At 73.2% G+C, this 15276-nt stretch carries 11 protein-coding genes; 10 read left to right on the forward strand and 1 reads right to left on the reverse strand.

What is annotated here, in order from left to right:
- Positions 1-113 precede the first annotated feature (113 nt).
- On the reverse strand, positions 114-4784 hold the full coding sequence (locus IW249_RS16830) for an ATP-dependent helicase (RefSeq protein WP_196921629.1): 4671 nt from the start codon (positions 4782-4784) through the stop codon (positions 114-116).
- A gap of 178 nt (positions 4785-4962) precedes the next feature.
- Here IW249_RS16830 and IW249_RS16835 point away from each other — a divergent pair, with 178 nt between their 5' ends.
- The 10 genes from IW249_RS16835 (at position 4963) to IW249_RS16880 (ending at position 15255) form a co-directional block, all read left to right on the forward strand.
- Positions 4963-5349 carry a hypothetical protein gene (locus IW249_RS16835; RefSeq protein ID WP_196921630.1) on the forward strand — a complete coding sequence of 129 codons (387 nt, stop codon included), beginning with the start codon at positions 4963-4965 and terminating at the stop codon, positions 5347-5349.
- Positions 5350-5488: 139 nt separating this feature from the next.
- A complete protein-coding gene (locus IW249_RS16840) occupies positions 5489-8323 on the forward strand; it encodes a Na+/H+ antiporter subunit A (protein ID WP_196921631.1) in 2835 nt (944 codons plus the stop codon).
- The gene (locus IW249_RS16845; protein WP_196921632.1) at positions 8320-8799 is read left to right on the forward strand and encodes a Na(+)/H(+) antiporter subunit C; all 480 of its coding nucleotides are present in this window, start codon (positions 8320-8322) and stop codon (positions 8797-8799) included. Before IW249_RS16840 ends, IW249_RS16845 begins: the two co-directional genes overlap by 4 nt.
- Positions 8799-10304, forward strand: a complete 1506-nt coding sequence (locus IW249_RS16850) for a Na+/H+ antiporter subunit D (protein ID WP_196921633.1) — start codon at positions 8799-8801, stop codon at positions 10302-10304. The genes IW249_RS16845 and IW249_RS16850 overlap by 1 nt, the downstream gene beginning before the upstream one ends.
- Positions 10301-10912 carry a Na+/H+ antiporter subunit E gene (locus IW249_RS16855; protein WP_196921634.1) on the forward strand — a complete coding sequence of 204 codons (612 nt, stop codon included), beginning with the start codon at positions 10301-10303 and terminating at the stop codon, positions 10910-10912. The genes IW249_RS16850 and IW249_RS16855 overlap by 4 nt, the downstream gene beginning before the upstream one ends.
- Positions 10909-11172, forward strand: coding sequence for an MrpF/PhaF family protein (locus tag IW249_RS16860; protein WP_112586633.1), 264 nt, complete (start codon positions 10909-10911; stop codon positions 11170-11172). Before IW249_RS16855 ends, IW249_RS16860 begins: the two co-directional genes overlap by 4 nt.
- Positions 11172-11531: a monovalent cation/H(+) antiporter subunit G gene (gene mnhG, locus IW249_RS16865; protein ID WP_196924818.1), complete on the forward strand. Its 360-nt coding sequence runs from the start codon at positions 11172-11174 to the stop codon at positions 11529-11531. Before IW249_RS16860 ends, mnhG begins: the two co-directional genes overlap by 1 nt.
- Positions 11532-11712: 181 nt before the next feature.
- Positions 11713-13068, forward strand: a complete 1356-nt coding sequence (locus IW249_RS16870; RefSeq protein ID WP_196921635.1) for a hemolysin family protein — start codon at positions 11713-11715, stop codon at positions 13066-13068.
- Positions 13069-13120: 52 nt separating this feature from the next.
- A complete protein-coding gene (locus tag IW249_RS16875) occupies positions 13121-14185 on the forward strand; it encodes a hemolysin family protein (RefSeq protein WP_196921636.1) in 1065 nt (354 codons plus the stop codon).
- Positions 14186-14325: 140 nt separating this feature from the next.
- The gene (locus IW249_RS16880; protein WP_196921637.1) at positions 14326-15255 is read left to right on the forward strand and encodes a sporulation protein; all 930 of its coding nucleotides are present in this window, start codon (positions 14326-14328) and stop codon (positions 15253-15255) included.
- The last annotated feature ends 21 nt before the right edge of the window (positions 15256-15276 follow it).

Genomic DNA, 15276 nt, shown 5'->3' on the forward strand with positions numbered 1-15276 from the left:
GGCGTCGGCGTGGCCGAAGCATGTCGTTCTCTTGACTCTGATGTCTGTGCGTCATCGTGATGACTCACAGACATCAGGCTCTGTGCGGGATTGCCCTCGGCGGGGCCCCGGCGTCAGCCGCGCAGGCGCAGGCCGCGGGGGGTGGCCCGGAAGCCGGCGGTGGTCAGCGCGTCGCGCAGCGGCGAGGAGTGCACCGCCTCGCCGTCGGCCCGCTCTACCGACATCGCACCCAACGCCCCGGAGTGGACGGCGTCGGCGAGCGCCTTGCCGGCCGCGGCGAGTGTGTCGGTGTCGTCGCTGAAGGACAGCAGCGTCCGACCGCCGCGTTCGACGTAGAGAACGAGGTCACCGCCGACCTGCACCACCAAGGCGCCCGCCTTGCGGCCGGCCCGGTGCCCGGTCGCCGGGGTGGCGCCGTCGCCGGAGTCGACAACCCGTTCCGGCCAGGGCAGCGCCGCGCCGTACGGGTTGGCCGGGTCGGTCGCGGCGAGCACCGTGGCCGCCGCGCCCCGCCCCCGGGAACCGTCGCTCGGCTCGGCGAGCGCGCGCAGCCGGTCCACCGCACCGGGTACGGCGAACTGCGCCGCGCCGAGCCCTTCGACGAAGTAACCCCGGCGGGCCGCGCCACGCTCCTCCAGCGCCGACAGCACCGGGTAGACCGCCGAGAACCCGCCGACCACCTGCTCGGCCATCACCGCCCCCCGAGTGACCACCCCGTGCCGTTCCAGCAGCAGGTCGGCGAGCGCGGCGGCCCGCCGGGTCGGGTCGAGATCCCGCTCCGGGAGACGTGACCAGCGGCCGGCGACGGTCGGCGGGCCACCCCGGGTCGGCAGCGCCACCCGACCGGGCCGCCGGTAACGGGTGCGGGGCGCGGACGGCCGGGAGCGGTGCGCCCCGCCGGCGCCGAGCACCGCGCGCAGCGGGGCAAGGGTGTCGTTGCTGAGGTGCCCCGCCCAGACCAGGTCCCAGATCACCCCGGTCAGTGCGGCGTCGTCGGTCGAGCCGACCCGGTCGGCCAGTGGGCGGAAGAACAGCGCCTGCCCGTCGCCGAGCGCGTCGAGCACCGCGTCGTGCAGCGGGGTACGGGTCAACGCCTCGTCGGGCGGTGGCAGCAGCAGTGGCGCGGCGTCCGCGTACGCCAGGGTGACCCAGCCGTCGCCCCCGGAGATCGCGCCCGACCCGGCCCAGAGCACCTCCCCACTCGCGCACAGCTCGTCGAGCTGGGCGGGGGAGTAGTCCGCGACCCGGGCGGGCAGCACCAACCGCTCCAGGGCGGACGCCGGCACCGCCGCACCCTGCAACTGCTCCACAGTGGCGGCGAGCGCCTCCACACCTCGGGCGGACGAGCCGACCTGCTGCCAGCGGGGCAGGAACGTCGCCAGCGCCCGGGGCGGCACCGGCTCGATCTCCCGGCGCAGCGCGGCGAGGGAGCGGCGGCGCAGCATCCGCAGCACCTCGGCGTCGCACCACTGGGCACCGGCCGAGTCCGGGGTGAACTCCCCGGAGACCACCCGCCCGGTGGCGCCGAGCCGGCGTAGCGCCTGCTCGACGACGAACACGCCGAGCCCGAATCGGGCCGCGCAGCTGGCAGCCGCGAACGGCCCGTGGGTGCGGGCGTAGCGGGCCACCAGATCACCGAGCGGGTCGGCCACCGGGGCGAGGTACGCCTCGGCCACACCCATCGGCAGCGCCACGCCGAGGGCGTCGCGCAGGCGGGCGGCGTCCTCGACGCCCACCCAGCGCTGCTCGCCCGCGATCCGGACCCGCAGCACCCGGCGGGTCGCCTCCAGCTCGCCGAGCCACGTCTCCGGCACCCCGCGCTCGGTCAACTCGGCGTCGCTCAGGTCACCGAGCACACGCAGCAGCTCGACGACGTCCTCGGCGTCGCGGGGGCGGCGCTGCTCGGTCAGCCACCGCAGCTGCCGGTCGGTCTCGCTGAGCACCGCCGGGTCGAGCAACTCCCGCAGGTCGACGCGGCCGAGCAGCTCGCCGAGGAGCGTGGAGTCGAGGGCGAGCGCGGCGGCGCGGCGCTCGGCGAGCGGGGCGTCGCCCTCGTAGAGGAACGCGCCGACGTAGCCGAAGAGCAGCGACCGCGCGAACGGGGACGGGGCGCTGGTCTCCACCTCGACCAGCCGCACCTTGCGGGTGGCCAGGTCGCGCATCAGCCCGGCCAGCGCCGGCTGGTCGAAGACGTCCTGAAGGCACTCCCGTGCGGCCTCCAGGGTGACCGGGAAGTCCGCGTACTCGCGGGCGACGTCGAGCAGCTGCGCGGCGCGTTGCCGTTGCTGCCAGAGCGGTTGACGGCGGCGCGGGTCGCGGCGCGGCAGCAGCAGTGACCGGGCGGCGCACTCCCGGAAACGGGCGGCGAAGAGGGCGGAGGTGCCGACCGACTCCTCCACGAGCTGGGTTATCTCGTCGGGCTCAAAGACCACCACGTCGGCGCCGGGGGGCTCGTCGGCGGTGTCCGGTAGTCGCACCACGATGCCGTCGTCGGAGGGCATCACCTGGGCGTCCACCCCGTACCGCTCGGCCAGCCGGCGGCCCACCGCGAGGGCCCACGGCCCGTTGACCCGGGCGCCGAGCACGCTGTGCACGGCCAGCCGCCAGTCACCCAGCTCGTCGCGGAACCGTTCGACCACCACCGTGCGGTCGTCGGGCAACGAGCGGGTGGCCTCCCGCTGCTCGCGCAGGTAGGCCATCAGGTTGCCGGCGGCCCAGTCGTCCAGCCCGCCGTCGCGCAGCGCGGCCAGTGCCGCCTCGTCGGTCTGTCGCAGCAGGGTGCGCACCCGGGCGCCGATGGCCCGGCCCAGCTCCACCGGACGACCCAACTGGTCGCCCTTCCAGAACGGCATGCGCGCGGCCTGCCCCGGAGCGGGCGAGACCAGCACCCGGTCCGGAGTGATCTCCTCGATCCGCCAGGAGGACGAGCCGAGCAGGAAGACGTCGCCGACCCGGGACTCGTAGACCATCTCCTCGTCCAGCTCGCCGACCCGGGCGGCCCGCTCGGCGCCGGCCAGGAAGACCCCGAACAGGCCCCGGTCGGGGATGGTGCCGCCGCTGGTCACCGCGAGTCGCTGCGCGCCGGGCCGGCCGGTGAGCACGTCGGTGGCCCGGTCCCAGACCAGGCGGGGGCGCAGCTCGGCGAAGGCGGTGGACGGGTAGCGGCCGGAGAGCATGTCCAGCACGGCGTGCAGCGCCGAGTCGGGCAGCTCGGCGAAGGGCGCGGCCCGGCGGACCAGCACGGCCAGGTCGCCGAGCGCCCACGGCTCCAGCGCCACCATCGCGACGATCTGCTGGGCCAGCACGTCCAGTGGGTTGCGCGGGTAGTGCAGCTCCTCGATCGCGCCGTCGGTCATCCGTTCCGCGACCACCGCACAGGAGAGCAGATCGCCGCGGTGCTTGGGAAAGACCACCCCACGGGAGACGGCGCCCACCTGGTGCCCGGCCCGGCCGACCCGTTGCAGCCCGGCGGCCACGCTCGGTGGGGCCTCGATCTGCACCACCAGATCGACGGCGCCCATGTCGATGCCCAGCTCCAGGCTGGAGGTGGCCACCACCGCCGGGAGCTGACCGGACTTGAGTGCCTCCTCGATGTGCTTGCGCTCCTCCCGGGAGACGCTGCCGTGGTGGGCGCGGGCGATCACGGGCGCCGCGCCGGTGGCCGCGCCGGACTGGGCCATCACCTCGGCCGGCGGCCGGTTGCGCACCGGACCGGCGGGGCCACCCCAACGTTGCGCGCCGGACGCCGGGTCACCGTCGCCTGCCGGGTCGTCGCCCGCCGGCAACCCCTCCGGTACGCCGATCGCCTCCTCGTCCGACGCGGAGGCGGCCACCGCCTCGGCGGCCAGCTCGTTGAGCCGGGCGCAGAGGCGCTCGGCACTGCGCCGGGAGTTGGTGAAGACGATCGTCGAGCGGTGCTGCCCGATGAGGGTGAAGACCCGCTCCTCCACGGCCGGCCAGATCGACGCCCGCCGGGGGCCGGGGCCGCCGAGGTCGTCCTCCGGTGGCTGCTCCTGCTCGTCCAGGCGGGTCATGTCCTCCACCGGGACCTGCACGCTGACTTCGATGGTCTTCGGAGTGGCCGGCTGGACCACGTCGACCGGGCGGGCGCCGCCGAGGAACTGCGCGCAGGCGTCGATCGGTCGGACGGTGGCCGAGAGGCCGATGCGCTGGGCCGGGGCGGGAAGCAGCTCGTCGAGGCGTTCGAGGGAGAGGGCGAGGTGGGCGCCGCGTTTGCTGCCGGCCACCGCGTGCACCTCGTCGACGATCACCGTCTGGATGCCACGCAGCGAGTCGCGCGCCGCGGACGTGAGCAGCAGGAACAGTGACTCGGGCGTGGTGATGAGGATGTCCGGTGGGGTGCGGGCGAAGGCTCGTCGCTCGTCGGCGGGGGTGTCGCCGGTGCGCATCCCGACGGTGATGTCCGGCGGCGCGACGCCCAGCCGGGTGGCCGCCTGCCTGATGCCGGCCAGCGGAGCGCGCAGGTTGCGTTCCACGTCGACGGCGAGGGCCTTGAGGGGGCTGACGTAGAGCACCCGGCACCGCTGGCGGGCCTCGGCCGGCGCCGGCTCGCGGGCGAGTCGGTCCAGTGACCAGAGGAAGGCCGCGAGCGTCTTGCCCGAGCCGGTGGGCGCCACCACGAGGGCGTTGCGACCGGCGGCGACGGACCGCCAGGCGCCGGTCTGCGCGGCGGTCGGGGCGGCGAAGGCGTTGTCGAACCAGGCGCGGGTGGCCGGGCCGAACCCGGCGAGCACCGCGCCGGCGTCTGCGTCTGCCCCGGTCACCGGTCCATCGTGCCCCGCCGGTCCGACATCCACGAACGACCTCACGACGGAATGAACCAGCAAAAGGCAAAAAGCGTGGAACGTGCGCTTAATACGTTAAGTCTCACTTAACTGCTTGCTTCTAAGGAGCAACATAAAGTAACTTCACCCGCAACGCGAACCGGGGTGAGGGGATGTGATGGCCGGCGAGCAGCGCACCGTCGAACCGGGCACCGACGTGCTGATTCGCAAGGTCGACAGCCACCTCGCCGCGCTCCGCTCCGGCCTGCACGGCCCCGAACTCGAGCTCGCCGAACGCCTCGCCCGCTGCCTGCGCGAGTTGGTCCTCTGCACCGCCCAGGCCAGCGCCGCCGACCGGGGTCAGGTACGTGTCGCCGTCCACTACTTCGTGCTGCGTCGCGAGAGCCGCGGCCGCCTGCTGTCGGTGCGGTCGCTGACCGCCGCCGAGCGGGTGGTCGACCGGGTCGCCCGCCAACTCGGCCGCTCCGACCTGCTGGCCGAGCTGCGCCACGACCGCCCCACACCCGACGACGCGCAACCCCTCAACAACGCCCTGCTGCGCTGACCACCTTCCGCCACAGGCACCGCACGGCGGCTACCGGGCGAATTCCGGCAAAACCGCCCGGCGCGGAACGAACTGGCGTCTGATCGCTGCTAGGCGCCACCGCTGCCACGGGCGTCGGCCATGTCGATCGGGAGCGCAGGTGCTGGTACTGCTCATCCTCCACCTCGTGGCGGCTCTCGCCGCGCCCCTGCTCGTCCGCTGGTGGGGTCCGCGCGCGTGCTACCCGCTGGCGCTCGCGCCGGCCGCCGCGTTCTGCTGGGCGGTGGCCCGTACCCCGGCCGTCGCGCACGGCGGTGCGGTGGTCGAGACGTACCCGTGGATCCGGCAGTTGGGCCTCGACATCGCGTTCCGGCTCACCACGCTCTCCTGGCTGATGACGCTGCTGATCGGCGGCGTCGGCGCGCTCGTGCTGGTCTACAGCGCCCGCTACTTCAGCGCCGGCTCCACCGGGCTGGCGCGGTTCGCCGCGGTCCTGGTCGCGTTCGCGGGCGCGATGCTCGTCCTGGTCTTCGCCGACGACCTGCTGCTGCTCTACGTCGGCTGGGAGCTGACCACGATCTTCTCGTACCTGCTGATCGGCCACAGCACCGAACGGCGGTCCAGTCGCTGGGCGGCGGCGCAGGCGTTGACAGTCACCACGCTGGGCGGCCTCGCCATGCTGGTCGGCTTCATCATGCTGGGCGAGCACGCCGGCACCTACCGCTGGTCGGAGATCAGCGCACAGTCGCTGCCCGGCGGCGGGTACCTGGTGGGCGCCGTGCTGCTGATCCTGGCCGGCGCGCTGTCCAAGTCGGCGGTGCTGCCGTTCAGTTCGTGGCTGCCGGTCGCGATGGCGGCTCCCACGCCGGTCAGCGCCTACCTGCACGCCGCCGCCATGGTCAAGGCCGGCGTCTACCTGGTCGGGCTGCTCGCGCCGGTGCTCGCCACTGTCGGCCCGTGGCGGCCGGTGGTGCAGGTCGCCGGTGTGGCGACGATGCTGCTCGGCGGTTGGGCCGCGCTGCGCCAGACCGACCTCAAGCTGCTGCTGGCGTACGGGACGGTCAGTCAGCTCGGCCTGCTGGTCGCGGTGACCGGGTCGGGCACCCCGGACGCCGCGCTGGCCGGTACCGCGATGCTGCTGGCGCACGCCCTGTTCAAGGCGGCGCTGTTCCTGGTCGTCGGCATCATCGATCACAGTGCCGGCACCCGTGACCTGCGCGAGCTGTCCGGGCTGCGGCACTGGTCCCGGCCGCTGTTCGTGGTCGCCGTACTGGCCGCGGCGTCGATGGCCGGGGTGCCGCCGCTGGTCGGCTTCGTGGCCAAGGAGGCGGTGTTCGGGGCGTTCACCGACCAACCGGTGCTCCTCGCCGGCCTCGTCGCCGGGACGGTGCTCACCGTGGCGTACAGCGCCCGCTTCCTCTGGGGCGCGTTCGCTGACCGGCCGGGCGTGGCACCGGTCCCGCCGGGGTCGATCGCCGCGTCGCTGCTGGTGCCGCCCGCGGTCCTCGCCGGTGCCGGTCTGCTCGCCGGCCCGGCCGCGAGCGTGCTGGACCACCTGCTGCGCCCGTACGCCGATCTGCTCGGCGGGGTCGACGCGCACCTGGCGCTCTGGGCCGGACCGACCCCGGCGCTCGGCCTGTCCGTGCTGGCGCTCGTCGGCGGTGGCCTGCTCTTCGCCGTGCGCGGGCCGCTCGCCCCGGTGCTGACCCGGCTCCGGTCACCCGTGGGGGGCAACCAGGGCTACGAGTGGGTCATCGGCCGGTTCGACCGGCTCGCCATCGACGTCACCGGCGCGACCCAGCGCGGTTCCCTGCCGCAGTACCTGGGCATCATCCTGGTCACCCTGGTGCTGGTGCCCGGCACGGCGATGCTCTCCGCCAGCCCCTGGAGGGCGCGGATTCCGCTCTGGGACAGCCCGCTGCAACCGGTGGTCGTGCTGGTGATCACGGTGGCGGCGGTGCTGGCGGTGGGTGCCCGTCGCCGGCTGACCGCGATGCTGCTGGTGGGCATGACCGGCTACGGCACGGCGATGCTGTTCGTGCTGCACGGAGCGCCCGACCTGGCGCTCACCCAGTTCCTGGTGGAGACCTCGACGATCGCCGTCTTCGTGCTGGTGCTGCGTCGCCTGCCGGAGCGGTTCTCGGCCCGCCCGCTGCGCCGTACCCGGTGGGTCCGTCGGGCGATCGGGGTGGGCGCGGGGGTGGTGGCCGCCGGGCTGGCCCTCACCGCCGTCGGCGCCCGCCGGGCGCCGGACATCTCCGCAGCCTTCCCGGATCTGGCGGTGGCGCAAGGGTACGGCCGCAACGTGGTCAACGTGACCCTTGTCGACATCCGGGCCTGGGACACGATGGGCGAGCTGGCGGTGCTGGTGGTGGCCGCGACCGGGGTGGCCAGCCTGATCTTCGAGCGTTCCCGCACCGGGCCGCGACCGCGTCGGCCCGAGTCGGACCAACGGGTGGGTGCACGCGGCCGGCCGGTGTGGCTGCGCGGTGGCCCGACCCTCTACGAGGAGCGCCGTTCGATCGTGTTGGAGGTGGTCATCCGACTGATCTTCCACACCGTGGTGCTGTTCTCCCTGTTCCTGCTCTTCTCCGGGCACAACGCGCCGGGCGGCGGGTTCGCCGGTGGGCTGGTGGCCGGTCTCGCCCTGGTGGTCCGCTATCTGGCCGGCGGGCGGTACGAGCTGACCGAGGCGGCCCCGATCGGCGCCGGCGCGATTCTCGGCGCCGGGCTGGCCCTGTCGGTGGGCACCGGCGTGGTGGCGCTGCTGATCGGCGGGTCGGTCCTCGAGAGCGCGAAGGTCGACCAGGCCCTGCCACTGATCGGCGACGCCCACCTGGTCACGTCGCTCTTCTTCGACATCGGCGTGTACCTGGTCGTGATCGGGTTGGTGCTGGACATCCTGCGCAGCCTCGGTGCCGAGGTGGACCGGCACATCGAGGCCACCGCACCGGCCACCGGCGGGTTGGCCGTCGACAAGGGGGACCGGGCATGACGCGGAGCGGTGCGGGGCCGACGTTGGTGCTGGTGCTGGCCGTCGCGGTGCTGGTCGGGTGCGGGGTGATCCTGCTGTTGGAGCGCAGCCTGACCCGGATCCTGCTCGGGGTGGTCATGCTCGGCAACGGGGTGAACCTGTTGATCCTGTTGGGCGGGCGTGCGGGTGGGGCGCCGGTCGTCGGCACCGGGCCGGTGGAACGGATGAGTGACCCGCTGCCGCAGGCGATGGTGTTGACCTCGATCGTGATCACCTTCGGGTTCACCGCGTTCCTGCTCGCGGTGGCGTACCGCAGCTGGTATCTCTCCGGCGACGACGAGGTCCCCGACGACCTGGAGGACCGGCAGATCATCGGCCGGGCCGAGCGTAACGAGGTGGGCGCCGTCGATCGCGGTGGCGAGGGCCCGAACGGTGACCCGGAACAGGTCGATCCCGAGCCGGCCCGCCGACGGCTACGTCGCGGGGGTGACTCGTGATGAGCACGTTGGTGCCGCTGCCGGTGGTGGTGCCGTTGCTCGGCGCGGCCCTGACCCTGCTGCTGGCCGGGAAGCCCCGACTCCAGCGGGCGATCAGTGTGCTGTGCCTGAGCGGCACGCTCACCGTGGCGGTGCTGCTGCTGGTGCAGGCGTACCGGCACGGGCCTGTGGTGGTGGCGGTCGGAGGCTGGCCGGCGCCGGTCGGCATCGTCCTGGTGGCCGACCAGTTGGCCGCGCTGATGCTGGTGGTTTCCTCGGCGGTGACCCTCTGCGTGCTGCTGTACTCGATCGGGCAGGGGCGCAGCGACACGAGCGAGAGCTCGCCGGTGTCGATCTTCCACCCGACGTACCTGGTGCTCACCGCGGGCGTCACCAACGCGTTCCTGGCCGGTGACCTGTTCAACCTCTTCGTCGGGTTCGAGATCCTGCTGGCCGCCAGCTTCGTGCTGATCACCCTGGGAGGTACCGAGACCCGGATCCGGACCGGGTCGACGTACGTGGTGGTCAGCATCCTCTCCTCGATGATCTTCCTGACCTCGGTGGGTCTGGTGTACGCGGCCACCGGCACGCTCAACCTCGCCCAGCTCGCCCAGCGCCTCGACGACCTGCCCGACGGCGTCCGACTGGCCCTGGAGCTGATGTTGCTGCTGGCCTTCGCGATCAAGGCGGCGGTCTTCCCCCTGTCGGCCTGGCTGCCGGACAGCTATCCCACCGCGCCGGCCCCGGTCACTGCCGTCTTCGCGGGTCTGCTCACCAAGGTGGGCGTCTACGCGATCATCCGCACCGAGACGTTGCTGTTTCCCGGTGGGCGTGCCCACGTGCTGCTCATGGTCGTCGCCGGGTTGACCATGGTGATCGGCATCCTCGGTGCGGTGGCCCAGTCCGACCTGAAGCGACTCTTCTCGTTCACCCTGGTCAGTCACATCGGCTACATGATCTTCGGGGTGGCGTTGAGCACCGCCGCCGGCCTCTCCGGCGCGATCTTCTACGTGGTGCACCACATCACCATCCAGACCACGCTGTTCCTCGTCGCCGGCCTGGTCGAGGAGCGCGCCGGGAGCACCGACCTGCGTCGTATCGGCGGGCTGGCCCGGGTGGCGCCGCTGCTGGGTGTGCTCTTCTTCGTCCCGGCCATGAACCTCGCCGGAGTGCCACCGTTCTCCGGTTTCCTCGGCAAGCTCGGCCTGCTCCAGGCCGGGGTGGCGGCCGGTGGGCCGCTGCCCGGGGTGCTGGTCGCGGCCGGCACGCTGACCAGCCTGCTGACCCTGTACGTGGCGTCGCGGGTCTGGAACATCGCCTTCTGGCGCGCGCCCCGGCTGGCCACCAGCGAGCCGGTCGTCCAGTTGCCGAGGCTGATGGTGGGCGCCACAGTGGCCCTGGTCGCCCTCGGGCTGGCGCTGACAGTGCTGGCCGGTCCGCTCTTCGACGTCACCGCTGACGCGGCCGCGGACCTGCGGCTGCGCACCCCGTACGTGCGTGCCGTGCTGCCGGGCGGTGTGCCGTGACCGGTTCCCCCGAGCCGGCTCCCGACGCCCCCCGGACCGCCGTGGTGGGGCGGGGCCGGCTCGGGCGCTGGCGGGACCAGGCGGTGGCGCTCGGGTGGCTGGTGGTGGTCTGGAACCTGCTCTGGGGCGACATCAACTGGACCAACCTGATCGGTGGCCTGCTGGTGGGCGCGGCCGTGCTGGTGTTCTTCCCGCTGCCGGCGGTCAGCTTCGGTGGCCGGTTGCGACCGCGGGCGCTGCTGGTGTTCGCGGGCCGGTTCGCCGTCGAGTTGGTCCGCGCGAGCCTGCACGTCGCCCGGATCGCCGTGCAGCCCGGCTACCGGCCGCGCGGCGCGATCATCGCGGTCCGGTTGCGGGTGTCCACCGACCTGAACCTGGCGCTCACCGCCGAGGCGGTCTCGTTGGTGCCGGGCACGCTGATCCTCGAGGTGGACCGGGACTCCGGAACGCTCTACCTGCACGTCCTGGACACCCACGGCCCGGGGGACCTGGACGTGTCCCGGGACCGCACCCTCGCCGTCGAGCGGCGGATCGTCCGCGCGGTGGGTTCCACCGCCGAACTGCGCCACCTCGACGTCACCTCACCCGAGAAGGGAACCCGTCCGTGACCACGTTCCTGGCCGTCGTCCTCACCGCACTGCTGTCGGTCACCGCGCTCCTCGCGCTGACCCGCCTCTACCGTGGCCCGTCGCTGGTGGACCGGGTGATCGCCGCGGACATGCTGCTCGCCACGATGGTCGGCGCGGTGGGCGCCGAGGCGGCTGTCAACCGGCACGCCACCACGCTGCCCGTGCTGGTGGTGCTCTCCCTGCTCGGCTTTGTGGGCTCGGTGTCGCTGGTTCGCTTCGCTGTCCGGGAGCAGCAGTGATCGCGACGATCCTGGACTGGCTCGGCGCCGCTTGCCTGGTGGCCGGCGCGCTGCTCGGCCTGGCCGCCGGGATCGGCGTCCTGCGCTTCCCGGACGCGCTGTCCCGGATGCACGCGGCCACCAAGCCTCAGGTGCTGGGGGTGCTCCTGCTGCTGCTGGGCATCGCGTTGCGGCTGAGGGCCCCGGCGGACCTCGGCATGATCCTGCTGGTGGCTGTCTTCCAGTTGGCGACAGCGCCGGTCGCGGCGCAGATGATCGGGCGGGCCGCGTACCGGTCGGGGCGGCTCGACCGGAGCCTGCTCGATGCCGATGAGCTGGCCGAACGCGGGCCGGGCGGCGGGTCGACGGGGCCGGCGTGACGACCGGCGGCGCCCGCCGAACCGGACGTTGCGCTCCTTCGGCCCACCCCCAGCGGAGTCCCAGCCAGCGCCGATAAAATGAGGGCATGATCGACTCTTCTGCCCAGGAGGGCAGCAGTAGCCAGCCGGGTCGTGCCCGGCATATCCCCGTACCGACGACCCCGGGAGCCCTGAGCGACCCGTGTTGATCGTCGTTGGTCTCCTTCTGATCATTCTTCTCACTGCCGCCACCGGATACTTCGTGGCGCAGGAGTTCGGCTACGTCGCCGTGGACCGGGGCAAGCTGCGCCAGCTCGCCGATGACGGCGATCAGGCCGCCGCCCGGGCCCTGACCGTCACCAGCCGGCTCTCCTTCATGCTCTCCGGCGCCCAACTCGGCATCACCGTCACCGCGCTGCTGGTCGGCTACGTCGCCGAGCCGTACCTGGGCGGTGGTCTCGCCGAACTGCTCGGCGTGGCCGGCGTCAGCGAAGCGGTCAGCCTGCCGCTGTCGGTGGCGTTGGCCCTGGTCATCGCCACCATCGTGCAGATGGTCCTCGGTGAGCTGGCCCCGAAGAACCTGGCCATCGCCCGGGCCGAGCAACTGGCCCGGGCGCTGAGCCGATCCACCCTGCTCTACCTGGCCGTCGCCGGGCCGCTGATCCGGCTCTTCGACCGGGCCTCGGTGCGGCTGCTGCGCCGCATCGGCATCGAGCCGATCGAGGAACTGCCCAGCGGCGCCACCCCGGCGGACCTGGAACAGATCATCGCCGAGTCCCGCGAGGAGGGCAGCCTCGACGCCGAGATGTCGACGCTGCTCGACCGAGGTCTGGACTTCCGCGAACTCACCGCCGGTGAGGCCATGGTGCCGCGCGTCGACGTGCACACCGTCCGGGCGCACGAGCCGGTCAGTCGGGTGGTCGAGCTGCTGGACACCGGCCACTCCCGCTTCCCGGTACGCGGCGCGGAGGGCGTCGACGACCTGCTCGGCATCGTCGGCATCGCCGACGTGCTCGGCGTACCCCCGGGGGAGCGGGCCACCACCCCGGTGAGTGCGGTGGCCGGGCCGCCGCTGCTCGTACCGGAGACGTTGCCCCTGCCCACGGTGCTCGACCGCCTGCGGTCCGGGCACCGGCAGATGGCGTGCGTGGTCGACGAGTACGGCGGCTTCGCCGGTGTCATCACGCTGGAGGACATCGCCGAGGAACTCGTCGGCCCGATCCGCGACGAGGACGACCCACCGGAGCGGGCACCGGCCCGGCAGGACGACGGGTCCTGGGTGGTGCCGGCCCGCTGGCGGATCGACGAGGTCGCCGACAGCACCGGCATCGCCCTACCCGAGGCCCCGGAGTACGACACCCTCTCCGGGTTGGTGATGCGGGAGTTGGGCCGGGTGCCGGAGGTCGGCGACCGGCTGGAGATCAGCCTGCAACCCGAGGGGGCGGACGGCGAGGACGGCGAGGCGGAGCCCCGGGCCCTTGTCGAGGTGCTGGCCGTGGACCGGCACGTGGCCGACTCGGTGCGGTTGCAGCTGACCAAACCCGAGGTGATCGCATGAGCGCGAGGAGTGAGCTTGCGAGCCCCGCAGTCGCGAACGAAGGACAGCACCGATGAGCCCCGGGATCGCACTGTTCAGTTCGGGGATCCTGCTGGCGTTGAACGGGTTCTTCGTGGCCGCCGAGTTCGCCCTGGTGGCCAGCAAGCGCTACCGCCTGGAGCAGGCGGCGGCGAACGGTGGTCGGGCGGCCCGGGCCGCGCTCGACGGCGTCCGCGAACTGTCGCTGATGCTGGCCGGCGCGCAGTTGGGGATCACGCTGTGCACCCTGGGTCTCGGCGCGCTGGCCGAGCCGGCGATCGAGCACCTGCTCAGCCCCCTGCTGCACGCGGTGGGCCTACCGGACGCGGCCAGTCACCTGGTCGCCCTGGTCTTCGCCCTCGGCGTGGTGACCTTCCTGCACCTGGTGGTGGGGGAGATGGCGCCGAAGTCGTGGGCGATCACCGACGCGGAGCGCTCGGCGACGCTGCTCGCGTTGCCGTTCCGCGCCTTCGCCCGGGTCTCCCGGCCGGTGCTCTCCGCGCTGAACGCCCTGGCCAACGCGATCCTGCGGCTGTTCGGCGTCAACCAGCAGGACCAGCTCGCCCAGGTGCACGGCCCGGACGAGCTGCGGATCCTGCTGGAACAGTCCCGTGAGCACGGGCTGCTCGGCGCCGAGCAGCACCAGTTGCTGACCAGCATGCTGGAGTTGCAGGGCACGTCGGTGGCGCAGGTGATGGAACCGTTCGCCACCATGGTCACCGTCCGCCGGGACGACTCGGCCGGGCGGATCGAGGAGGTCAGCCGGGACAGCGGCCGATCCCGGCTCGCGGTGCTCGACGAGGCGGGCGACGTGTGTGGGCTCGTGCACGTGCGGGAGGCGGTACGGGTGGTCACCACCGGCCGGGTCGCCACCGCGGGCGAGCTGATGACGCCGGCGTTCACCCTGCCCGCGACGTCCACGGTCACCGAGGCGGTGGCGGCGATGCGGGCCCGGCAGTCGCAGCTCGCGTTGGTCCGCAACGGCGGTGGCCCGGCCCGGCCGATCGGCTTCGTGGCCCTGGAGGACCTCCTGGAGGAGGTCATCGGGGAGTTCGACGACGAAACCGACACGGTGCCGCGCGGGCGTCGGTTGCGCTGACCGCCCGACCCGGCCGCACTGACGAAGTGCGGCCGGGTCAGCGCCGGCGCTGTTCGACGTCGGCGGGCTTGAGATCACCTCGACGGGGTAGGCGCGGCTGGTGCGGGGCGTGCTGTCCCCGTTCCGGGAGGGGGCGCGCGGTGCGGTTGACGGGAGTGTCACCGGAGTCCGGTGGGACCGGGCTCTCCGTGCAGACCACGCTCCCCAACCCGAGCACCCGGCCGGGCCTGCGCCTGCCCGGGCGGGTGACCCTCGCGGCCGGCCCGGACGACGTGCTGGTGCGGCACATCCGGCTCGGCCTCGTCACCACTGTCGAGCCGGATGATCCGGCCAAGGCCCGACGTCTCGTGCAGTTCCACCACCTGCCGATCGCCGGCCGGTTCGTCGTACCGGCCGGTCGGCGGCGGGCGGTCGACTTCGCGTTCCCGCTGCCGTGGGAGACCCCGGTGACCACCTTCGGCGGTGTGCCGCTGCTGAGCCTGCGGATGGGCCTGCGGACCGAGGTGTCCCTCGACCCCGACCTCGACCAGGGGGCCATGGTGCCGGTCTTCGTGCACCCGCTCCCCACGCAGCAGCACGTGCTGGCGGCGCTGGACACGCTGGGCTTCATGATCCGCCAGTCCGGGTTGCAGGAGGGCGGGTTGCCGGGGGTGGAGCACACGCTGCCGTTGCACCAGCGTTGGGGCTACTGGGTGGGGCCGCTCTACGCCGGCCCGATCACCGAGCTGGAGGTGATCTTCGTGACCAACTCGGCGGGCCTGGAGGCGATCCTCTGGATGGATCGCCGGCTGGCCCTGGCCGGAATCACCCACCAGAGCATCAGCCGGTTCCGGCTCTGGCACGAGGACGCCGGCCGGCGGGACTGGGTCGCCACGGTGGACGGCTGGATCCGCCAGGCGATCAACCGGCACGCCGCCGCGGCCGCGCACGCCGACTGGTCCGCGCAGATCGCCGGGTCGGCCCACGTGAGCCGCCATCCCGACGAGCCGATCCGACCCGGCTACGGCCTCGGCGGCACCGCCGGCGGCGCCGGCGTGGGAGGCGGCGGCTCCGGCGGCGACGGCACCTGACCGTCCGCCCGGCCCGCGTCG

The organism is Micromonospora vinacea, from assembly GCF_015751785.1.
In the GTDB taxonomy this organism is placed as follows: domain Bacteria; phylum Actinomycetota; class Actinomycetes; order Mycobacteriales; family Micromonosporaceae; genus Micromonospora; species Micromonospora vinacea.

Excerpts from the sequence above, each read along its gene's own strand:
- IW249_RS16835 (WP_196921630.1), top strand. The coding sequence starts at position 4,963 with ATGGCCGGCGAGCAGCGCACCGTCGAACCGGGCACCGACGTGCTGATT.
- IW249_RS16845 (WP_196921632.1), top strand. The coding sequence starts at position 8,320 with ATGACGCGGAGCGGTGCGGGGCCGACGTTGGTGCTGGTGCTGGCCGTC.
- IW249_RS16850 (WP_196921633.1), top strand. The coding sequence starts at position 8,799 with ATGAGCACGTTGGTGCCGCTGCCGGTGGTGGTGCCGTTGCTCGGCGCG.
- IW249_RS16875 (WP_196921636.1), top strand. The coding sequence starts at position 13,121 with ATGAGCCCCGGGATCGCACTGTTCAGTTCGGGGATCCTGCTGGCGTTG.